Consider the following 20,764-nt stretch of genomic DNA (forward strand, 5'->3'; position numbering starts at 1 on the left):
ACTTATCGCCGACCTTTCGAAATAATGCGTGCCATAGACAAGGTCGGCAAAATACCGGCCGCGATGGCGCCAATCAGGGCAATGTCATAGGCCAAGGGGGCATTGTTGATCATTGACCAGCCGAGGTACATGCAGATCATGCCGTAAAAGACGATGTCTGACATCACCGCGCGGGTGAGTTCATCGCGGGTGCGCAGCGCTAATAGCACCCCGCACCAAGCGGCCCCGCCCATGATGAACACGCACACCAGTACAACCCAACCGAATGGGGACAATGTTGCAAAATCAATCATCGGTCGGTCTCCTTCCTGCGTTGAATTTTCCGGGCGAGGTGCTTGGGCTTTTCGACGTCCGCTTGGCTCTCCGAAAGCGGAGTGTCCTCCGCCCGCGCGAGGTCCGGCGAGCGCATATAGCGACCCAGGGTATCCAAGGGGAATTCGTAGAAAGCCTCATCGAGCTCCGTCGTATCCCCTTGCCCAGGAACGCCATAGTCGATGCTCTTCACGCGCGGTGCCAAGTGCTCTTCCATATCGGCCAAGTCAGCCACAATCGCCGCAGGATCGGAACCCTGTACCGCTTGTACTAGCACGATGCGGGGCAAGCCCTTGCGCGGTGGTTCGCGCAGTCCCAACGACAGCGTGCCAGGGGTGGCGGTGATGGACGAGGTGAACCAAAAAATCTCCCAGGCGCTGGTAACGCGCAGTGGATACCGGATGATCACCGGGTGGTATTCGTTATCGGGCTTAAATGCTGACATCGCCAGGGTGAACCCAGCAACGAAAATCTCCTTGATGAGCCAGAGTGCATAAGCTACGGCATGCATTTATCGGCCCTCCTGAATGTCATCGATATTAGGTAGTGCGGCTGAATCATCACCCAAGATGGTGTCAGTATAAGCCGTCGTGTCCAGCAGTTGCTCGGCTGCGGTTTCCACCGCATCAATAACCACGCCGGAGAAAATGAACATGCCCAGCGAGACCAAGATGAGCGCTGCGGAAGGCGCCATCAGCTTCTTGCGGATGATGAGCTCATCGGGAACCTTGTCCGAGGGCAAATCGTGTCCCCAGAAGGCTTCGCGCCAGACGCGCAACATCGCCAAGAATGCGGCGAAGGAAGCGATGATGATGGCGGCAATAGCAATCCAGGCCCAAGCGCCGCCGTTGCGGGCGACCTCGAAGACGATCATGAGCTTGCCCCACATGCCGGAGAATGGTGGGAAGCCCACCACGGAGAAGGCACCGGCGGCAAAAATCCAGGCGATGATGGTATCGCGGCGCGCGAGGCCGGATAGCTTGGTCAAGTCACCCGTACCGTAGGTCTCTTCGATGGCACCGGACGCCAGGATCAACGAGCCAACGGTCACCATGTGGTGAATCGTGTACATGATACCGGCGGCCAGAGCGCGGCTTGGGTCTTCCGAGGTAAAGGCCAGCATCACCAAGATGAACGGCATACCGTTGAGCATCTGGTAACCCAGCACGCGGCGAATGGTCTTTTCGGTCAGACCACCAAAGGCACCGATCATCATCGAGATCAGCATGAGGACGATGATAAGGACGTTCCACCGCTGCTCAAGATCGAAAAGCTGCACGTACAGCCGGTAGAGCATGTAGACGGCGACCTTCGTGTGCAGGCCGGAGAAAAGGCCCATCACCGCGGCCGACGTGCCTGGATAGGTACGCGGTAGCCAAGACTGCACCGGGAAGACACCGGCCTTGGCGGTAATCGCAATAAGGATAATGCCCGCGGCGACGGTGACCGGGCCGTTGCCGGCAGCGGCCCCCTGCAGGGCAGCCAGGTTAACCGAGCCGGTGACGGAATAGATATAACCGACACCAACCACCAGCAGCGTGGAGGCAAAAAGGTTAACGAGGACGAACGCGCGTCCTGCCGCCAAGCGCGACCACGTGCCCGACATGGTGATAAGGCCGTACGACGGCAGCAGCATGACCTCAATGAATACGAAGAAGTTAAAGAGGTCAGCGGTCAGCAGCGCACCGCACACACCAGTAATAAGGATCAGGGTGAGCGACGGATAGTAACGAGATTTCGTCTCCCCGCCCACGATGGCGAACCAGTTAGCACCAAAGGCCACGATCATCGTGGTGATGATCATCAGCGCGGAGAAGGCGTCCGCAACGAGCGGAATACCCACATTGCCTACGTAGAGGCCCACGGTATGCGCCACTACCCCATTGTTCATGGTGTAGATCAACAGTCCCAGGCCGGCGAAGACACCGACCCCGGGAATGATGAGCATGATCGCATCGCGGACGGCGCGCCACGGCGCCAGCAAGGCAAGAGCCGCGGCAATGAGCGGAATGCCCGGGAAAAGTGGAAGAAGTTGGGCTACAACATCAGCCATTATTTTTCATCCTCCTTCTTCCTATTTACCCCGCGCTCAGCCACGGGAGTGTCGTGGTCTACCCGGCCAATGCGATCGAGCTCATTCGCGGATTCTTCCAAAATCGCACGGTTCTGGGCATCGCGGCCCAAGGTAGAAAATGCGTGATCGATGGTGTTGTCATCGACGGGTTCCACCACATCGGTGTCATCGTTTTTACCCATCGCGGCCATGGTCAACAAGATGGTCGAGGTTGCCATGGAGATAACAACGGCCGTCAGCACGAATGCCTGCGGTAGCGGATCTGCCATCTGGTCATGCGGTACTTCCGAGGGAAAGGCTTCGCCTCGGTAGGAGTACACGCCAGTGGCCAACAAAGTCAGGTTGGCACCGTGGCCGAATGCCATCATGCCCAACACAATGCGGACCAAGCCGCGTTGCTGAATGAGATAGACGGCGCCACCGATGAGGATGGCGATAGTTAACGCGAGAATCATTACTTCTCCCCTCCTCGGTTGGCGTTAGAACGGCGACGTTGCTTTGTCTTTGTCTTTGCCTCTTTGGGGCTCAGCAAAGCGAGCGGATCCGTCGACGGGTTGATTGGGTCTGGATACGGATCGTCCGCATCCTCAACGGCGATGCGCGGCGTGGCCGGCAGGGCCGAGTCATCGTCATGAATCCACGGCAGGAAGTCCCGCTCGGTACCTGGCCTGAGGTAGCCGCCCAAGGCGTTGATGGCCATCGTGAGCATGCCCAACACGGCCAGGTAAATACCGAGGTCGAAGATGAGGGACGTCGTCCAGTGCTGGCCAAAGGCTTCACCGTGCAGGGCGGTGAGGAAACCACCATTGCCAAAGCCGTCGTGCCAGTAGCCAATAAAGCCTGCCAATAGCGCCGTTATGATGCCAATTCCGGTGAGGTGAACTGGGGTCATCCGGCCGAAGACAATTTCATCGGAGCCGCGGGACAGGTAGGTCAAGCCAATAGCCGCACCCATGATGAGCGCCGCTGGGAATCCACCGCCGGAGGAATTGTGCCCGCGGAAGAACACGATGACGGACATGATGATGAGCAAAGGAATGACAATATTGATTCCCTTGCGCAGCGGCACGGAGTTCAGCTGCGACTGACCGAATGGCGCTGGGCGCGTACCCGAGCTGAACGGGAAGCGCGGCAGCGTCGTGGTAATGGCTGCGATAACGACGGCGGCCATGCCCAACACGGACAGCTCGCCCAAAGTATCGAGTGCACGGAATTCCACGATGATGGTGGCCACGACGTTATCGCCACCCGTGATATCCGGTGCCTCGTCGAGGTACCACAGCGCCAAGTCCGAACGTTCGTGGCGGCCCATCAGGCCCCACACGCCGAGGAAGGCAGCGATACCGGCCAACACGGCGATAACGATGGAGCCTACCCTGCGGGATTTATCAGTAACCGGCTGGAAGGTCTCCGGCAGGTAACGCAGCACCATCATCATGACGACCACGGACAGGGCTTCCACCATGAACTGCGTCAGTGCCACGTCCGGTGCACCCAAGAGGAACATCTGCAAGGTAACGCCGGTACCTGCGATGCCGATCATGACGGCGCCGGTGAGGCGGTTCTTGGTACGAACCAGCCCGAATACGGACAAGGCAATGATGCCCAACGGCAGCAGGTCCCACGGGTTATCGAGACCATCGACGCGCGGTTGCAGCGGTACGCCGTCGACGCCCTCACCAAACAAGGTAGTACCGGCGAGGACGATAATCACGATGACAATCGGCAGGATGTGCCGGGACGGGTTGTGGGAATCGGACATCTTGCCCAATACCTGGCCGAGCTTGGCGCAGCCATCCTGCAGGCTTTGCAGGAGCTCGTTGCCGCTGCGCGGCATGAAGTTCCGGCCCTCGAAAGCCGGCCACATCTTCTTGCGGGCAAAGAGACCAGCGATACCGGCCACCAGCACGAGAATCGAGATGATGAATGGCACGTTGATTCCATGCCATACCGCAAGGTGAGAATGCGTTTCCATGCCCACAGCGGCAACGGCATGCTCCAAAGGCTCATCGAAAATACCCAGGACGAAGACGAGCGGCAGGGACATAAAGCCCGGTAGCGCAGCAGGAAGCCACAGGGCAACTGGGGCTTCGTGGACATCGTCCATAGAGCGCGGCCCATCGAAGAATGCACCGAAGACGATCTTTGCCGAGTAGGTGAAGGTAAAGAACGCACCGATACCCGCCACGGCAAGCAAGATTGCTTGGCCTGCGCCGCCAATGGGGGCATCCTCGAAGGCGGTAAGCATGCCTTCCTTGGACACGAAGCCCAGCAGCGGAGGAACCGCAGCCATGGAGGCGGCGCCGATGACGACAGAGCCAAACGTCCACGGCATCTTATTCCACAGCGGGCCAAGGCGACGGATATCGCGCGAACCCGCTTCATGGTCAATGACGCCGATGAGCATGAAGAGCGAGGACTTAAAGAGCGCGTGTGCCAGGGTGTGCACCAGTGCTGCCCCAATAGCGAACGGGGTACCGACACCGATGGTGGCCACAATCCAACCCAGGTGAGACACGGTGGAATAAGCGGTCAGCTTCTTCAAGTCCGTCTTTTGCACCGCGAATACCGCGGACATAACAGCCGTGCCCATACCGACGACGATGAGCACCCAGTTCCACACGGCGACATCGTAGAAGATCGTGGAGAAGCGAATAAGCAAGTAGATGCCCGCCTTGACCACGGCCGCGGCGTGCAGGAACGCCGAGACTGGCGTCGCAGCAGCCATAGCTTCTGGCAGCCAGAAGTGGAATGGGAATTGAGCGGACTTGGTAAAGGCGGACGCCGCGATAAGCACGGCAACGCTTGCGGTCACGCCTGGACGGTCGTCCCATACCGAGGATGCGAGGATCTCAGAAATGGTGGTCGAACCGGTGGTCACTGCGGCAATTCCCAATGCCGTCAATAGTGTAAGGCCACCGATGAACGTCAGGATTAAGGTACGCTGTGAACCTGCCTCTCCCCCGGAGCCAGAACGCGCAATGAGCATGAAGGAAGCCAAGGAGACAAGCTCCCAGGCGAGGAATAGGACAACAACGTCATTGGCCAGAACCAGCAACAAGATGGACAGCGTAAACGCCGTCATCAATGTATAAAAGCTCGTATTTCCCTCATTTTTCGGGAGATACGCTGCCGAGTAGGTCAACACGACAGCGCCAATGACAAGAGCCAACATGGCGAAGAAGATGCTCAAAGCATCTCCGCGCAGAGCGAAACTTACATCAACCCCCGGTGCAATAAAATCGCGTACCCAGGTGGCTTGGAAACTGAGTTCCTCCCCCGCTGCAATGGCAGAAAAATCCTTAGCAATGAGCACCGCTGCGATGAGAAAGAGGACGGCTAATGGATAGCCCGCCTGTCGGTCCATGACCTTTACGGTCACCGGTGCCAAGATCACTGCCAATGCTGCGAGGAGGACAGCAAAAAGTAGCGTCACGAAATACTTGCCTCACGAACCTTGGTCTTGGAATGGTGCGAATTTCGCACCGAATCACTAAATACAGCCCTACCAGATTACCATTGCTCACCAGCTCAATGCAGATCACAGCAATCCACGGCTCCCCATGCTCGCAGGACATACCTGCAAGGCACATAGGCGCGAAAAACTCCCCAGCCCCCGCGACTACTTCATTTTATGAGCAGCCAGGTACTGGGGAGTTATCTAAAACGGTTGAGGGAGAAGACCCTATTTCTCACCTAACAAGGCATCGACGAATCCTTCAACTTCGAATGGCGCAAGGTCATCGGCGCCCTCACCCAAGCCCACAAGCTTGACTGGAACGCCCAATTCCTCTTGCACTTGGAAGACGATGCCGCCCTTCGCCGTGCCATCCAGCTTGGTGAGCACCACGCCGGAAATATCCACGACCTCGCGGAAAATGCGAGCCTGTGCCAGGCCGTTTTGGCCCACCGTGGCATCGAGAACCAAGAGGACCTCATCAACCTCGGTCTTCTTTTCTACGACGCGCTTGACCTTGCCCAGCTGATCCATCAGGTCCGTCGAGGTGTGCAGGCGGCCGGCCGTATCGACCAAGACGACATCGACCTGCTGTTCCACGCCGGTGGCCACGGCATCAAAGGCCACGGAGGCTGGGTCTGCGCCTTCCTTGCCGCGCACGGTTTCGGCGCCCACGCGGCGTCCCCACGTTTCTAGCTGGTCTGCAGCCGCAGCACGGAACGTATCTGCCGCACCCAACAGGACGCTGTGATCCATCGATACGAGGACGCGGGCGAGCTTACCGGTGGTGGTGGTCTTACCGGTGCCGTTGACGCCTACGACCATGACAATGGCGGGCTTTCCGTCATTGGGCATCGCGCGAATCGAGCGATCCATTTCTGGGTGGCAGGCCTCGATGAGGCATTCACGCAGCATCGCACGCGCCTCTTCCTCGCTCGACACGCCACGCTCAGCGATCTTGTCACGCAAAGAATCGGTGACCTTCATCGTGGACTTGGTGCCCAGATCCGCCATGATGAGGGTATCTTCGATTTCCTCCCAAGCGTCTTCGTCCAGATCACCTGCGGAAAGAATTCCCATCAGCCCCTGGCCGATGGCGTTCTGGGAACGAGAGAGGCGACCGCGCAGCCGGCCGAGACGGCCGCCTGCCGGAGCGATGTCTTCGGTGGGCTGGCCCGCCGCAGCAGGTTCGCCATCAGGCACAGGGGTTTGTTCTTTGGCTGCTTCTGCAGCATCCGTTTGTGCATCGGCGGCAGCCGCAGCTTCTTCGGCTTCCTCGCGGTTATCAACGCGTTCTTCGATGTGGTCAGCGTCTTTATCATCTACCACCGCATCGAAGACCGGCGATTCGTCTTCTACCTCGGCGGCCTCGACGGATACAACGTCTTCTGGGTCTTTTTCTTCATGGTCCGGCTCGCCGCGGTGCCGATCGTCTGTGCCTTCTGCTGCGGGTTTCTCGGCTGCAGCTGGGGCGGATTGCTCGCTGCCCTTTGCTTCTTTATCCTCTGCTTCCGCCTCACCGGAAGCAGGTGTGGAAGCCTGCGCGGAATCCGGCTTATCAGATTGGTCAGTTGCCTGATCTGCAGGTTCCTTATCCGCATCATCTGCGGCGGATTCCTGGCGGTCACCAGAGGCTGCAGAAGCGGCGGAGCCGACTCCCCCAGCTGCGGCCGCAGCGGCAGCGGCCGTACCGGCAGTGCCCTTACCTTCAGTCTTATCCGCCGCAGGCTTATCCGCGGCAGGCTTGGACTCCGCTTCCGAAGTGGAAGCAGACTCGGATTTGGACTCGGACTTAGCCTCATCGCCAGCGACGTCGGCTTTTCCTGTGTCCTTATCCTGGTTGGGTACGTCGCCGTCTTCTGCAGGTTTCTTGGATTCCGCGGGCTCTGCGGACTTCTTCGGCTGCTCGTCAGCTGCAGGTTCTTGGCGCTGCGGTTCTTCCTGCTTGGCCTCCTTTGTGGAGGCAGCGTCCTTATCCTTAGCCGGTTCAGGTCGCTTGGCCGCCGGTGGCTCTTCGCCGTTGAGCTGCGCATTGGCGATATCGGTAGCGCTCGGCTCCGATTGCTCCGATTTCTCCGAGGACTCCGGCTGCTGCTCCTGCTTAGCCTGCTGTGGCTGGGCCTGCTGCGGCTTCCCCTGCGCTACCTTTTCGGGTTCTTTTGAGCCCGCTGGGGCAAAGTTGAAGCCAGACTTGGCCTGGTAATTGCCGGACTTTTGCTCCTGCGTTAGCTGCTTAGGCTCTTCTTCCTTGGGTTTCTCGAAAGAAACCTTCTTGGATTCACCGCGCTTTTTGCCAATTGCAATAAAGACGACAATCAGCACAATGACAACGATTGCTATGCCGATCCATAACCATAAAGAATTCATGCCTCTATAGTGCCAGCCTTTCGGGCTTGCGGCACAAAAGGGAGGCGAAAACTTCTATTCCGTTGACTGCGGCGTACCACCTGAGTTCGGCGCATCAACCCCAAGCCGCGTCGCATCCCGGCTTGCTTGCTCGGCTCCCGGCGCGAGCCCGGCTGGATTCATGCGCTGGGAGATGACCCGGGTGATGCCATCGCCGCGCATGGTTACGCCATAGAGGACATTGGCCACATCCATGGTGGGCTTTTGGTGCGTGATGACGATGAGCTGGGAATCCTTCCGCAATTCCTCAAATAGGGCGATGAGCCGGCGCAGGTTGACATCATCAAGCGCTGCCTCGACCTCATCCATGACGTAGAACGGGCTGGGGCGCGCGCGGAAGATCGCCACGAGCATGGCCAGTGCGGTAAGGGATTTTTCGCCGCCGGAAAGCAGCGATAGGCGCTTGACCTTCTTGCCTGGCGGGCGGGCTTCGACCTCAATGCCGGTGGTGAGCATGTCTTCGGGCTCGGTAAGGATCAACCGGCCCTCTCCACCCGGGAAAAGGGTATTGAATACCTTGGGAAATTCGGCTTCCACATCCCGCCAGGCATCGGTAAATAGCTGCAGGATTTGCTTATCCACATCCGAAATTACCCCGGCGAGGTCCTGACGGGCTTGGATGACGTCATCGAGCTGCGTGGACAGGTAGCTGTATCGCTCTTCCAGCGCCTTATATTCTTCCAAGGCCAAGGGGTTGACCTTGCCCAGCGAGTTCAGATCCTTTTCTGCCTGCTGCAGCCGCGACTTTTCGGCGCTGCGGTCGAAATCTTCGCCCGGGGTGAAATCGCGCAAGAGGTCTGCGATGGCGATGCCCAGCTGTTCGCCGATCTTTTTCTCGGCTTCATCCAGGCGCACCTGTGCCTGCGAGCGGGCCAGTTCTGCTTCATGCGCCCGCGCGGTTAGCCGGTCGCTATTTTGGCGTGCGGCCGATACCGCCTGCTTGGCTTGCTGCAATTGGGAATTTAAGGAGTTGCGCTCGTGTACAAACTCATCGCGCTCGGAGGTGGCGCGACTTAAAAGCTGGTTCGCCCGCGCGGCCAAATCCTGTGCGTGTCGCGCCACTGCCGATGCCAATTGCCCCTGCGCCTTGCGGCGAGCCATGGCCTGTTCATGGCGGGCCTTCGCCTGGCGTTCGTGTTGGGCCTGACGCCGTAAATTATCGGCCTTGCCGGCAACTTGGCCCACGCGCTCTTGCGCCGAGCGGGCCGCGACTTGGGCCTCCATTTCCATGGACTTTACCTCTTCCAGCGCGGCCGAGGCGGCGTCCCTATCGGCGGACGAGGGCTCGTCTGGTTGATCGTCGGCGTCGACGCGGGCGAGCCTATCGCGGGCATCGGCAAGCTCCTGGTTGGCTTTCTGCAGCCGGATCTCGATCTCAGTGGCGCGCTGCGCGGATTTTTCCAGCTCCGCCTTATTCGCCTCGTACTGCTTCTCCAGGCGGTGATGATCGCGCTTCCAGGCATCGACTTCGGTATCGTGCTCCCGCAACGCGGCCTTGGCGGACGCGGCCGTCACGCGGGCATCTTCGGCGGCAATCTTTGCCCCCTCCAAAGTCCCGGAAAGCTCGTGCAGGGCTTGATTTGCCTGCTCTAGTTCTTCTTCAGCCTCCGCGATGCGGGCGGTGACCTCCACGGTAGACGAGGAACCGGTGCCGACCTCGACCCAGCCTTCGCCGATGACAACGCCGGAGGCGGTCACGGCGCGCAGGCGCGGATCCTCGGAGACGAGGCGCCGGCCGTGGGCAATATCGGGGACGAGGACGACATCGGCAAGCAGCCTGTGTAACGCCGCCGACACCGCAGATTGGACCGTTATGTGATCCAGCAACCAGGAGGTCTGCGGCGGCAGATCGGCATCGACGCGCCACGAGCTCGCAGGCGCTGCCGCCGCCGCATCCAGCAGCGCTGAGCGCGGGCCCTTCTCCAAATCCGCAATCAAGCCCTCGGTCAACTGCCCTGCCTGCGCCTCCGCAAAGGTGCCCAACGCGGCCGCAACCGCCGATTCATAGGTGGTGGAAATATACGCGGCCAATGGCTGGAATTCTTCGCCCACCTCGACCGACTCGGGAATGGTCTGGGACAGCGTATCGATGCGGGACCGCAGCGTATAGACACTGCGCTCGCGCTCGCGCTGGGCATCGCGGAGCTGATCCAAGCGCTTATCGGCAGCACCGGACTCGCTGGCAGCCCGCGTATGCGCCTCCTCCAAAGGCTGGCGCTCCGCGGCATAATTATCCAGCTTCTGCGCTACCTCAGCAGCTTCTGCCTGCGCATTCTGGGTGCGGCGCTGCAGCGAAGCCACGGCCTCTTCCTGCCGCGTCAACTCCTCTTCCGCGCTGGCTACCTGCCCCGCCGCCTTTTCCTCGGCGGCAAAAAGGCGCACCACGCCCTCGCGGCGATCCGCAATGGCACGCACCTGTGCCATATGTTCGTGCTCGGCGGCCTCGAATGCTTGCCGACGCTCCGCCACTTCCTCCCGGATGCTTTCTAACCGCTCCGCGGCTTCTTCCGCCGCCACCACGAGCTCCTCGTGCTCCTCGTCCGCGCGCGCCGCCTTGGCCTCTAAATCATCCGGATCCTGGCCGGCATAAGCGACCTGGGACCCGGCATTATCCGCCCGCTCCTCCGCGATGCGCTGGGTCGCCGCAATGCGCTCGGACAAGGTGGAGAGATCAAACCACAGTTTTTGGGCGGCTTCCGCTTGCGGATTGACCTCCTCTAGCTGGGTTTCCAGCTCCATTTGGTGCTCGGTCGCCTCTTCGAGCTGCGCCGTGGTCTCTTCCACCTGGGTGGATAGGGCCGTCGCGGTCTGCTCGGCAGCGGAAAGCTTCTGCCGCAGGCCGACGATGCGATCTCCGGCCAGGCGCAGGCGCGCATCGCGCACATCCGCCTGCACTGTTGCCGCGCGCTGGGCGGCTTCTGCCTGCCGCGCCAAGGGCTTGAGCTGTTTTCCCAGCTCATCGGTCAAATCCTGCAGGCGGTCCAAATTGGCCTGCATGCCCGTCAGCTTGCGCTGGGCCTTTTCTTTGCGGCGGCGGTGTTTGAGGACACCTGCGGCTTCCTCGATATAGGAGCGGCGATCCTCGGGGCGCGATTCCAGGATTTCAGAAAGCTTGCCCTGCCCCACGATGATGTGCATTTCCCGGCCAATGCCGGAATCAGAAAGCAGCTCCTGGATATCCATCAACCGGGCCTTTGCCCCGTTGATTTCGTATTCGCTCGCGCCATCGCGGAACATGCGGCGGGTAACGGATACCTCGGAGTACTCGATGGGCAGGGCACCATCGGCATTATCGATGGTGAGCGTAACCTCGGCCCTGCCCAATTGCTTGCGGTCGCCCGCACCGGCGAAGATGACGTCTTGCATCTTGCCGCCGCGCAGGGTTTTCGCGCTGGCTTCTCCCATGACCCACGCAAGGGCATCGACCACGTTGGACTTACCGGAACCATTCGGGCCGACGACGGCGCAGATGCCCGGCTCAAATTTGAGAGACGTCGCCGACGCGAATGACTTAAAGCCTTTGAGCGTCAGCGATTTCAGGTGCATTTGGGATAGTGTAGCAAGCCTTTAAGACACGAGCTGCAGCAAGCATTGGGTTGGCTATTAGCGCTCAACAAAGCCGCTTTCGCCCTTTGCGTCCGCCCACTGCTCGACCACGAGATCGACGCTGCCGGGGCGACGGGTGGTGCTCGGTTGCTCCTGCAATAGTTCCAAGAGCTTCTCGCAGTCTGTGCGCGGGCCCTCAGCAACAACCTGCACGCGACCATCTGCCAGGTTGGTCGCATGCCCAGAAAGGCCTAATTCCAGTGCGCGCGACCGCATCCACCAGCGAAAGCCCACGCCCTGCACGTTGCCGTGCACAAAGGCAGTCATTCTTTCCATGTCACTGCACCTTCCTTATTAGTAGCGATCGGCCTCGCCGCGATCGCGCAAGATTTTGCGGTCCGCATCGCTGCGGCGGGTCACGGGGTCAGAACCGTCCCAGCACTCCACACCGGGGACATCGGGAAGCATATCGCGGTGGAAGACCGGATCGATGCCCTTACTGCGCTGCTCGTTGAAGTTCTTTAACAATTGAATGGCCACGCCGGATAGCGGAACAATGGCGATGATATTCAGAATCACCATCGTCGCCGCACCGGTATCTGCCAGGGCGAAGACCAATGGCAGGGATCCGACTGCGCCGAACCAGACGAAGAACAGCACCACGAGGCGGAAGATATTGAGCACCGTTTTATTGGTGGTGAGGTATTCCAGGTTGGCTTCTGCCAAGTAGTAATTGCCCAAGATGGAAGAAAAGGCCAGGAAGAACAAGATGAAGCTGACGAAGTGAATGCCCCAGTGGCCAACCTCGGCGGACAAGGCCGCCTGGGTAAGGGAAACGCCCTCGGCCTCTTCGCCGTAGGCAACTTCCGGGCCGAGCAGGATCAGGAAGGCGGTAATGGTACAGACCACGATGGTGTCGAAGTACACGCCCAAGGTCTGCACCAAGCCCTGCTTTACCGGGTGGGAGACGGTGGCGGTAGCCGCGGCGTTAGGGGCAGACCCCTCGCCGGCCTCATTGGAAAACAGGCCGCGCTGGATGCCCTTCATCATCGCGGCGCCGATGCCCGCGCCGGCGATTTCCTTAAAGCCGAGCGCGTGGCCGATGATATCGCCCAGCATGCCCGGGACCTTGTCAAAGTTCGTAATGACCACGAAGCCGCCGATGAGCAGGTACGCCAGGGCCATAAACGGAACGACCACCTGGGTGATATTGGCAATGCGCTTTACGCCGCCAAAAATGATGAGGCCCGCGGCAATCGCGATGATGATGCCAATGATGGAGCCAAAGGTGGCATCGTCTTCGCGGCCGAAGGAAAAGGCCACGGCCTCTGCGATGGCGTTGGTCTGGAAGGAGTTATAGACCAAGCCGAAGGTAAAGACGATGGCGATAGAGAAAAGAACGCCGAGCGGGCCCCAGCCCAGGCCGCGCTTCATATAATAAGCCGGCCCGCCGCGGTACGTATCGCCATTGCGGACCTTCCACAGCTGCGCCAGTGTGGATTCCACGAAGGCGGTCGCGCCGCCGAGAAGGGCGATGATCCACATCCAGAAGACGGCGCCAGGTCCACCTACGGAAATGGCCACTGCCACACCGGCCACATTGCCGGTACCCACGCGCGATGCCGCAGAAATGGTAAACGCCTTAAATGCGGAGATACCTCCGCTTCCTGCGCCCTCATCCTCATCATCGCTTTGGGGCCGCTCGACGACGGCGCGCAGCATATCCGGCACCTTGCGGATCTGCACCACTGCGGTGCGCGCACCGAATAACAGGCCTGCACCAATGAGTAGCCAAGGCAGGATGTATGTCCACACGCCATCGTTAAATGTCGTGACGACATTTTCGAGAAATTCCATGCGAATTAATTTACTGCCTAAAGGTGCACAACGTGAACCTCACGGGGGCAGGCTTATTGGCAGTGGGGGCAATAATGGCTCGAGCGGCCCCCTAAAACGCACCGCTTTATGGGCGTGCCGCAACGGGAACATGGCTGGCCAACACGGCCATAGGCCGCAAGCGAGCGCGCAAAATAGCCGGATTCACCGTTGACGTTGACGTACAAAGAATCAAAGCTCGTTCCCCCCGCTTTGAGGGCGGCAGACATCACGGTCTGTGCCGCGCTCAATAGCGCCACGGCATCTTTCTGCCGCAGCGCCGAAGCCTTCTTGCGCGGTGAAATGCGCGCTGCCCACAGCGCTTCATCGGCGTAGATATTGCCAATTCCAGATACCAGCGTTTGATCCAATAGCGCCGTCTTTACCGCGGTTTTCTTCTTCCGCAGGCGGCGCGCGGCGCTGGCGATATCAAAATCGGGTTCCAGGGGATCTAAACCAATATGCGAGATCGCGGACCAGGGCGCATACAGCCAGTACCCAAAGGTGCGCTGATCCACGAAGTGCAGCTCGGTGGCATCGCTAAGTACTACCGTGATGCGGCGGTGCGGCGAATCAGTGTGGCCGATGCGCAGCTGCCCCGACATGCCCAAGTGAATAAAAAGCACGTCGCGGTGGCTATCCATCGGGTCCTCCCCCACGAATTCCAGCCACATGAATTTGCCGCGGCGGGCCACCGCGGCGATTTCCTTGCCCACGACAAGACCCGCCAGGGGTTCATCTTGGCCGCGGTTCGCCCGCGGGTGCGCAATGTCTACCGATGTAATTTCTTTACCCACGACGTAGGTTTCCACCCCGCGGCGCACCGATTCCACTTCGGGCAGTTCTGGCATTATTTAGCCTTCTTTATGAGCGGTCCCTTGCACCAGCAACGGGGTTTCGCGCAGGGTTTGGCATGCTTCTTGCGCGGCCTGCTGCTCCGCTAATTTCTTATTGTGCCCCTGCCCATTTCCCACGCTCAGCCCAGCGACGGTGGCAACCGCGCTGAAGGTTTGATCGTGTTCTGGGCCGGTGGCGGTAGCCGAATAGACCGGCATCGGTGCCTTTAGCTCAGCGCACAGCTCTTGCAAGGTGGTCTTCCAGTCCAAGTGGCGCCCGCTGACAGAGGCATTATCGATCTTTTCCGCGAAGAGGCGCAGGATGACATCGCGGGCGGTTTCAAAGCCGTGCTCGCGGTAAATGGCGCCGAAAATCGCCTCGGTGGTATCCGCAAGGATGGAATCCTTATCGCGCCCACCGGTGGACTGCTCGCCCTTGCCCAATAAGATATGCGGGCCCAGGTTAATCTCACGCGCGATATCGGAAAGCCCATAGCGCGAGACAATGGACGCGCGCATCTTAGAGATATCGGATTCCGGGCGCGATGGATACGTCACGTATAGCTTCGCGGCCACCGAGAGCCCCAAGACGGCATCGCCCAAGAACTCGAGGCGCTCATTATTGGGCAGGTGCCCGTTTTCATTGGCAAAGGAACGGTGCGTAAGCGCCAAGCGCAGGTTTTCCGGCTCCAAGGCAACGCCGAGCGATTCCAAGAGCGGGCTGTGGTCCACCGCCGCAAAGGCGGCCTCCCATGCCTCGTGCCCGGTTAGCTTCTTCTTGCGGCTCATAGGAACTTCTCCAGACCTGCCCAGCGCGGGTCTACCTTCTCCTCTTCCTCTTCTTCCCCAGAAATTCCGGTGGTCACACCCTCTGGGGTCTGAATATCGCAACCGTCTTCGCAGACGGGGGCGAACGGGAGGTCCAGGCCTGCTTCATCGATGACCGCCTGGAGCAGATCCAGCTCATCGTCTTCGATTTCTGGGATTTCATCGCCCGAGCCGGCATCATCAGAATCGGCGTCATCGCCGCTGACAAAAGATTCATCGGCGGCAAAGACCTGGGTCACGTGCAAATCCAGCTGTGGGTGGAGCTCTTTTAAGCAGCGCGCACACTCGCCCGTGAGAACGCCCGAGATATCCGCATCAACCAGAACGCCTGACCCCAGGGGGGTCAGGATCGCGGCAACGGTGAGATCTTCACCCTTAGGGATGGCGATCATTTCCACGCCAATCCTTTCCGGTGCAGGTCCCGTCTGGGTGCGTTGTTCCGGCATTGCGTCAGCGCCTTGGGCGTTTAATAATTCGCCCACATCGAACTTCAATGGAGATGTCATAACAGTTGGTAGTCTACCCTGCCTCGCAAACTCCGCGTAGTTGCTGGCACGGCCGCTTTTTCTGGCAAGAAACTGAAGGTTTGGGCATAAAGCGCTATGGCTTGCCGGTTTTCCCTTTCCTGCAGGCCGCAGCCGCCTTAGCCTAAAGGCATGACTTACCACTTGGCCGCGGCCTCAGGAGATTTGAGCGCTATCGCTCCTAGATTCGGAGTGTTGTGCTGCCTTCCCGTCACCTTCTTGGTCATCTCTGGGACAGTCCTCCATCGCCTGCCCAAGGCTGATCACTCTGGCATCTACGGCGACAGGGGCCTGCGCCTTTCCTCCGCCCTCATCCTCAGCTTGTGCGCGGGGCTTATCGCCGGCGCGATTTTGGTCATCCCTTCCGGACTCGACCTCACAGTACTTACCGGTGCCCTAGTGTTTTCGGCCAGCGCCGCCGCCATCACGTGGCTTTCGCGCGAAGCCCTTGCCTGCGCGCTGCTTAGCGTCGGCACCATGTTCCTTACCGCAGGCGCGGTCATTAGCCTCAGCGCGATGTTCTTCCCCCAAGACTTTATGAGCGGCTCGATGACCTCGCTCTCGTCCTACTTCACCACGGCCTTGGTCACCTTCCTCTTCCCTGGCCTGGTCAGCGCGGGAATCGTGGCCTTCGTGGCGGTCCAGAGCCAGCGCCCACACCCCACTGCACATGCTGTTGACGCCTCGCTTGCCGATGCCCCCTCATCCCCCACGCCGCACCACTCCAACTCGCGCAGCTCGGTCTAGACTCCCACAGGCACAATAAGTCCTGCTACACGGTGCCGCGATTTTCGCGATGTACCCCGTGCAGCAGGACTTTTTAAGCGTCGTGCCTTGTAGTTTAAGCGTTTAGCGCTCGGTATAACGGCGCTCGTAACCGTCATCGTCGCCATAGCGCGGGGCGCTAGCACCACCGCGAGAGGAACCAGCGTTGGTGGACGGCAGGTAGTCGCCGCCGCGAGAGCGCACGCCGGCCCCACCGCGCAAGGCGGAGCGATCGGAATTAACGGTGCGCAAGAGGCCGCTGAGGGAGCTTTCAAATTCGCTGAGCTTGCTATCTACAAAGTCGTCGCACTCCGTGCGCAGCCGGTTGGATTCGGTGTATGCGGTCTCCACGATCCGGTTGGCTTCTTCGTTGGCGCGGCGGACAACTTCAGATTCGGAAACCAAACGTTCTTGTTCCTGGCGGCCTTCGGCCACCGAGCGCTCGTATTCCTCGTTGGCCTGAGCAATGGTGCGGTCTGCATCTGCGCGGGCTTGCTCAACAGTGGACTGGGCGCGCGCCTCGGCATCAGCCATCAGCCGCTGGGCATGTTCTTCTGCCTGCGCGATCGTGGTATCGGCCTCTTGGCGCGCCTGGTTGACCATATCGGTGGCCTGCGCATTCGCCTCATTAATGGTGTTATCCGCACGCTCTTCGGCGCCGCGGATAATCTCGTCTTGCTTGTCTAAAACGTCCTGCGCATCGTCGATTTCTACGGGCAGCGCGTTACGCAGGTCATCGAGAAGCGCCAGCATCTCATGGCGGGGGACCAAGCAATTGGAGGTCATGGGAAAGCCAGAAGCCTGCTCCAAATGCTGAACTAATTCATCAAGGGATTCAAAGACACGGTACATGCTGGGAATTCTACAACGCAGCACCCCGCATTGTGTGGAGGGCGCGCCTTGAATCCTCAGGCCGGTGCAACGAGGGCTAATGCTCTCCGAGTTCGATTCGCACCCCGTGTGCGATTAGTCCATTTTCCCTCCACATACCCGCGGCACAGGTGCATGCGGCCGCGGTGCTTTCGCAGCAATGCAGAAACTCCCCACCTCCCCGCGCATGCGGAGAAATGGGGAGCCGTTGGTTATCGGAGTTTAGATAACGCCCTGTGCCAGCATGGCGTCAGCCACCTTCTTGAAGCCGGCGATATTGGAGCCAGCCACATAGTCGCCTTCACGGTCGTATTCCTTGGCCGTGTTGTCGATGTTCTTGAAGATGTTGCTCATGATGCCGCGCAGGCGGTCATCGGTGTATTCGAAGGACCAAGAGTCGCGGGATGCGTTCTGCTGCATCTCCAGTGCGGAGGTTGCCACGCCACCGGCGTTAGCAGCCTTGCCGGGTGCGAAGTTGATCTTGGAGTCCTGGAATACGTGCACCGCATCCGGGGTAGACGGCATGTTAGCGCCCTCTGCAACGTAGCGCACGCCGCCCTCGACGAGCTTCTTAGCGGACTCACCGTCGAGCTCGTTCTGGGTCGCACACGGCAGTGCAACATCAGCCTGGACATCCCAGATATTGCCACCCTCGTGGAACTCCACGCCGTTGCCAGCTTCCTTGGCGTAGGTGGAGATGCGCTCACGGCGGACTTCCTTGACATCGCGAAGCAGGTCAACGTCCACGCCATTCGGGGTGGTGATGTAGCCGGAGGAGTCAGACATTGCGACGACGGTAGCACCCAGTTCCTGTGCCTTTGCGGCGGCGTAGATGGCCACGTTACCGGAGCCGGAGACGATGACCTTGGCGCCATCGAAGGACTCGCCGTGGGTCTTCATCATTTCTTCGGTGATGTAGACGGCACCGAAACCGGTGGCCTCGGTACGCACCAAGGAACCGCCCCAGGTCAGGCCCTTACCGGTCAGGACGCCGGACTCGTGCTGGGTGGTCAGGCGGCGGAATTGGCCGAAGAGGAAGCCGATTTCGCGGCCGCCGACGCCGATATCGCCGGCAGGAACATCGCGGTACTCGCCAATGTGGCGGTGCAGCTCGGTCATAAAGGACTGGCAGAAGCGCATAACTTCCTGCTCAGACTTGCCCTTCGGGTCAAAGTCGGAGCCACCCTTGCCGCCACCGATGGGCAGGCCGGTCAGGGAGTTTTTAAAGATCTGCTCAAAGCCCAAGAACTTAATAATGCCCAGGTTTACCGAGGGGTGGAACCGCAGGCCACCCTTGTACGGGCCGAGCGCGGAGTTGAACTGCACACGGAAACCGCGGTTGACCTGCACCTCGCCGTTGTCATCAACCCATGGGACGCGGAAGATGAGCTGGCGCTCTGGCTCACACAGGCGCTCAACCAGACCGTAGTCTGCGTAGTGTGGGTCCTTATCCAGGACGATCTTGAGCGAATCCAGCACCTCAGACACCGCCTGGTGGAATTCCGGCTCGCCGGCGTTACGCTTGAGTAGCTTGTCGTAGTACTCAGAAATCTGGCTATCAACAGACATAGTGTATAAATCCCATTCTCGTGGAGTTTGACTAGCAGAAACCAGTTTCCTATCAATCTACCGATAATGCAAGTGCAATTATTTCTCACTCCCCCGCTTACCGGCTTTTACCTGCGATGATAAAGGTAAATATTTTCTGTCGAACGTTCGGATTCCTAGCGGAAAGCCGCCGAACGGGTCTCGGGCTTTATAATCGCGGGCATGCATATTGTTGTCGCGCCAGACTCTTTTAAAGGTACCGCTTCCGCCACGGAAGCCGCAGCCGGAATCGCCAACGGAATCCGCCAGCACTACCCCACCGCCACCGTCACCACCTTGCCCATGGCCGATGGCGGCGAAGGCACCGCCCAGGTGCTGGCCCAGGCCGCCGCGGCGGGCGGGCAAGAAACCCAGACCATTACCCTTCCCACAACTGATGCGGTGGGGCGCTTGACCGAGGCCCAGTATTTCCTCGCTGGACGCACGGCCTTCATCGACGTCGCCGCCGCCACGGGGCTGCCCGCGGTCCGCGACGCACTCGATCCCCTTCACGCGGATTCTTATGGCACGGGCGTGCTGCTTGCCGATGCCCAATCCCGCGGCGCCACCTCCATCGTGCTCGGCCTCGGTGGCACGGCCAGCATCGACGGTGGCATGGGAATCCTTGCTGCCCTCGGCGCTGCCGCCCACGATGCACGCGGCTATGCCCTGCCCAAGGGCGGCGCCCCGCTAGTGCAGCTCGATTCCATCGATACCGCGCAATTAAACATCAAAGCGGGCATGGTTGATTTCACACTCCTGGCCGATACCCGGGCTAAGGCCATGCAGGCTGCCACCATGTACGGGCCACAAAAAGGCGCAGAGGGCGAACAAATAGCCCTGCTTGCCGGGGCACTGCTCCAATTGTGCAAGGTCACCGGCACGGATCCGGAAACGGAATTTACCGGTGCCGCCGGTGGCATTCCCATCGGCCTTACCTGGCTTTCGCGCACCCTGTGGGGCACCGATGAGCACGCCCGCGTCGTCTCTGGCGGGGCCCACGTGGCGAAGGCCCTTGGTCTCGCGGATGCCATTTCTCAGGCGGACCTCGTCATCACCGGCGAAGGCGCCTTTGATGAGCAATCCTTAACCGGCAAGGTCGTCGGCACCGTCGCGGACCTGGCGGCGGAGTCCTCTACGCCCGTCGGCATCATTGCCGGGGCCATCAACCAGGACACCGAGCACGTCACCGCGGAGCTAGATCAAGAAGGTGGGATGCCGGAGCAGCTGGCTAGGGCGGCCCGGGACATCGTCAAGCAGCTGGGCTAAGGGCGAATCTCGACCGTCCACGGAAAGATGGCGGGGCGCTCATGCGCCAACTCATCCTCCAGCAGCACGTGATCCTTGGGCAATACGGCATGCGGCGTGAGCAAACGCGACAGCACCATGGCCAGCTGGTTCACGGAGCCGGTCGCTCCCGCCACCGCGATGTTATAGCGGTAGGCGTGCGCGCCTTCTAAATCGCGCTCTTCGTGTTCATCGCGGTAATTTTGCTGCAGCTGCTCCTCCAAGCCCTCAGGGAACTGGGGATCTGCCGGGCGAGTAACCTCGGCGGAGGTAAGCGATCCGCCCGCTACCAGCTTATCGGTGGCAGTGGTGAAAATTTCCTCCACGCGGTCCGCTTGCTCATCTGGAACCAATACATCGAATTGAATAGTCGGCATATAGCTGACCCTACCCTAAC

Annotated in this window: 17 protein-coding genes; 2 read left to right on the forward strand and 15 right to left on the reverse strand. The window is 60.0% G+C overall.

Going from position 1 to position 20,764, the window contains the following annotated elements; translation table 11 throughout:
• Positions 1–2: 2 nt before the first annotated feature.
• The 12 genes from HMPREF1267_RS08205 to HMPREF1267_RS08260 all read right to left on the reverse strand — a co-directional run bounded on the left by HMPREF1267_RS08205 (position 3) and on the right by HMPREF1267_RS08260 (position 15,840).
• A complete protein-coding gene (locus HMPREF1267_RS08205) occupies positions 3–293 on the reverse strand; it encodes a cation:proton antiporter (protein ID WP_005278611.1) in 291 nt (96 codons plus the stop codon).
• Positions 290–823, reverse strand: coding sequence for a monovalent cation/H+ antiporter subunit E (locus HMPREF1267_RS08210; RefSeq protein ID WP_005278609.1), 534 nt, complete (start codon positions 821–823; stop codon positions 290–292). The genes HMPREF1267_RS08205 and HMPREF1267_RS08210 overlap by 4 nt, the downstream gene beginning before the upstream one ends.
• Positions 824–2,365: a monovalent cation/H+ antiporter subunit D family protein gene (locus tag HMPREF1267_RS08215; protein WP_005278607.1), complete on the reverse strand. Its 1,542-nt coding sequence runs from the start codon at positions 2,363–2,365 to the stop codon at positions 824–826.
• Positions 2,365–2,841 (reverse strand): sodium:proton antiporter, encoded by a 477-nt coding sequence (locus tag HMPREF1267_RS08220; RefSeq protein WP_005278605.1) that lies wholly within the window; start codon positions 2,839–2,841, stop codon positions 2,365–2,367. Before HMPREF1267_RS08220 ends, HMPREF1267_RS08215 begins: the two co-directional genes overlap by 1 nt.
• Positions 2,841–5,822 carry a DUF4040 family protein gene (locus HMPREF1267_RS08225; RefSeq protein WP_023028932.1) on the reverse strand — a complete coding sequence of 994 codons (2,982 nt, stop codon included), beginning with the start codon at positions 5,820–5,822 and terminating at the stop codon, positions 2,841–2,843. The genes HMPREF1267_RS08220 and HMPREF1267_RS08225 overlap by 1 nt, the downstream gene beginning before the upstream one ends.
• Before the next feature lie 249 nt (positions 5,823–6,071).
• Positions 6,072–8,210, reverse strand: coding sequence for a signal recognition particle-docking protein FtsY (ftsY, locus tag HMPREF1267_RS08230; protein ID WP_023028933.1), 2,139 nt, complete (start codon positions 8,208–8,210; stop codon positions 6,072–6,074).
• Positions 8,211–8,264: 54 nt separating this feature from the next.
• Positions 8,265–11,795, reverse strand: coding sequence for a chromosome segregation protein SMC (smc, locus tag HMPREF1267_RS08235; RefSeq protein ID WP_023028934.1), 3,531 nt, complete (start codon positions 11,793–11,795; stop codon positions 8,265–8,267).
• Positions 11,796–11,852: 57 nt separating this feature from the next.
• The gene (locus HMPREF1267_RS08240; protein ID WP_023028935.1) at positions 11,853–12,131 is read right to left on the reverse strand and encodes an acylphosphatase; all 279 of its coding nucleotides are present in this window, start codon (positions 12,129–12,131) and stop codon (positions 11,853–11,855) included.
• 18 nt (positions 12,132–12,149) lie between these two features.
• On the reverse strand, positions 12,150–13,652 hold the full coding sequence (locus HMPREF1267_RS08245; RefSeq protein ID WP_023017288.1) for a sodium:alanine symporter family protein: 1,503 nt from the start codon (positions 13,650–13,652) through the stop codon (positions 12,150–12,152).
• 53 nt (positions 13,653–13,705) lie between these two features.
• Entirely contained in the window at positions 13,706–14,521 is an 816-nt protein-coding gene (gene mutM, locus HMPREF1267_RS08250) for a bifunctional DNA-formamidopyrimidine glycosylase/DNA-(apurinic or apyrimidinic site) lyase (protein WP_023017287.1), read from the reverse strand.
• Between the two features lie 3 nt (positions 14,522–14,524).
• A complete protein-coding gene (rnc, locus tag HMPREF1267_RS08255; RefSeq protein WP_005283703.1) occupies positions 14,525–15,295 on the reverse strand; it encodes a ribonuclease III in 771 nt (256 codons plus the stop codon).
• Entirely contained in the window at positions 15,292–15,840 is a 549-nt protein-coding gene (locus tag HMPREF1267_RS08260; protein ID WP_023028936.1) for a DUF177 domain-containing protein, read from the reverse strand. Before HMPREF1267_RS08260 ends, rnc begins: the two co-directional genes overlap by 4 nt.
• Positions 15,841–15,990: 150 nt before the next feature.
• Between HMPREF1267_RS08260 and HMPREF1267_RS08265 the strand changes: the two genes are divergently transcribed.
• Positions 15,991–16,605, forward strand: a complete 615-nt coding sequence (locus tag HMPREF1267_RS08265; RefSeq protein WP_023028937.1) for a hypothetical protein — start codon at positions 15,991–15,993, stop codon at positions 16,603–16,605.
• A 102-nt stretch (positions 16,606–16,707) separates the two neighbouring features.
• Here HMPREF1267_RS08265 and HMPREF1267_RS08270 read toward each other — a convergent pair whose 3' ends face one another.
• Both HMPREF1267_RS08270 and gdhA read right to left on the reverse strand, forming a co-directional pair.
• A complete protein-coding gene (locus HMPREF1267_RS08270; RefSeq protein WP_023028938.1) occupies positions 16,708–17,475 on the reverse strand; it encodes a DivIVA domain-containing protein in 768 nt (255 codons plus the stop codon).
• Positions 17,476–17,715: 240 nt separating this feature from the next.
• Positions 17,716–19,062 (reverse strand): NADP-specific glutamate dehydrogenase, encoded by a 1,347-nt coding sequence (gene gdhA, locus HMPREF1267_RS08275; RefSeq protein WP_023022958.1) that lies wholly within the window; start codon positions 19,060–19,062, stop codon positions 17,716–17,718.
• Between the two features lie 201 nt (positions 19,063–19,263).
• On the opposite strand from gdhA, the gene HMPREF1267_RS08280 reads away from it, so the two are divergent.
• Entirely contained in the window at positions 19,264–20,349 is a 1,086-nt protein-coding gene (locus HMPREF1267_RS08280) for a glycerate kinase (protein WP_023028939.1), read from the forward strand.
• On the opposite strand, the gene HMPREF1267_RS08285 is transcribed toward HMPREF1267_RS08280, so the two are convergent.
• Positions 20,346–20,744, reverse strand: a complete 399-nt coding sequence (locus HMPREF1267_RS08285) for a hypothetical protein (RefSeq protein ID WP_023028940.1) — start codon at positions 20,742–20,744, stop codon at positions 20,346–20,348. The genes HMPREF1267_RS08280 and HMPREF1267_RS08285 overlap by 4 nt on opposite strands.
• Between the last annotated feature and the right edge of the window lie 20 nt (positions 20,745–20,764).

This window comes from Corynebacterium sp. KPL1824, assembly GCF_000478095.1.
GTDB classification, from domain to species: Bacteria; Actinomycetota; Actinomycetes; order Mycobacteriales; family Mycobacteriaceae; genus Corynebacterium; species Corynebacterium accolens.

Excerpts from the sequence above, each read along its gene's own strand:
- HMPREF1267_RS08265 (WP_023028937.1), top strand. The coding sequence starts at position 15,991 with ATGACTTACCACTTGGCCGCGGCCTCAGGAGATTTGAGCGCTATCGCT.
- mutM (WP_023017287.1), bottom strand. The coding sequence starts at position 14,521 with ATGCCAGAACTGCCCGAAGTGGAATCGGTGCGCCGCGGGGTGGAAACC.
- ftsY (WP_023028933.1), bottom strand. The coding sequence starts at position 8,210 with ATGAATTCTTTATGGTTATGGATCGGCATAGCAATCGTTGTCATTGTG.
- HMPREF1267_RS08205 (WP_005278611.1), bottom strand. The coding sequence starts at position 293 with ATGATTGATTTTGCAACATTGTCCCCATTCGGTTGGGTTGTACTGGTG.
- HMPREF1267_RS08220 (WP_005278605.1), bottom strand. The coding sequence starts at position 2,841 with ATGATTCTCGCGTTAACTATCGCCATCCTCATCGGTGGCGCCGTCTAT.
- HMPREF1267_RS08215 (WP_005278607.1), bottom strand. The coding sequence starts at position 2,365 with ATGGCTGATGTTGTAGCCCAACTTCTTCCACTTTTCCCGGGCATTCCG.
- rnc (WP_005283703.1), bottom strand. The coding sequence starts at position 15,295 with ATGAGCCGCAAGAAGAAGCTAACCGGGCACGAGGCATGGGAGGCCGCC.
- HMPREF1267_RS08280 (WP_023028939.1), top strand. The coding sequence starts at position 19,264 with ATGCATATTGTTGTCGCGCCAGACTCTTTTAAAGGTACCGCTTCCGCC.
- HMPREF1267_RS08210 (WP_005278609.1), bottom strand. The coding sequence starts at position 823 with ATGCATGCCGTAGCTTATGCACTCTGGCTCATCAAGGAGATTTTCGTT.
- HMPREF1267_RS08270 (WP_023028938.1), bottom strand. The coding sequence starts at position 17,475 with ATGTACCGTGTCTTTGAATCCCTTGATGAATTAGTTCAGCATTTGGAG.
- HMPREF1267_RS08285 (WP_023028940.1), bottom strand. The coding sequence starts at position 20,744 with ATGCCGACTATTCAATTCGATGTATTGGTTCCAGATGAGCAAGCGGAC.
- HMPREF1267_RS08240 (WP_023028935.1), bottom strand. The coding sequence starts at position 12,131 with ATGGAAAGAATGACTGCCTTTGTGCACGGCAACGTGCAGGGCGTGGGC.
- HMPREF1267_RS08260 (WP_023028936.1), bottom strand. The coding sequence starts at position 15,840 with ATGACATCTCCATTGAAGTTCGATGTGGGCGAATTATTAAACGCCCAA.
- smc (WP_023028934.1), bottom strand. The coding sequence starts at position 11,795 with ATGCACCTGAAATCGCTGACGCTCAAAGGCTTTAAGTCATTCGCGTCG.
- gdhA (WP_023022958.1), bottom strand. The coding sequence starts at position 19,062 with ATGTCTGTTGATAGCCAGATTTCTGAGTACTACGACAAGCTACTCAAG.
- HMPREF1267_RS08245 (WP_023017288.1), bottom strand. The coding sequence starts at position 13,652 with ATGGAATTTCTCGAAAATGTCGTCACGACATTTAACGATGGCGTGTGG.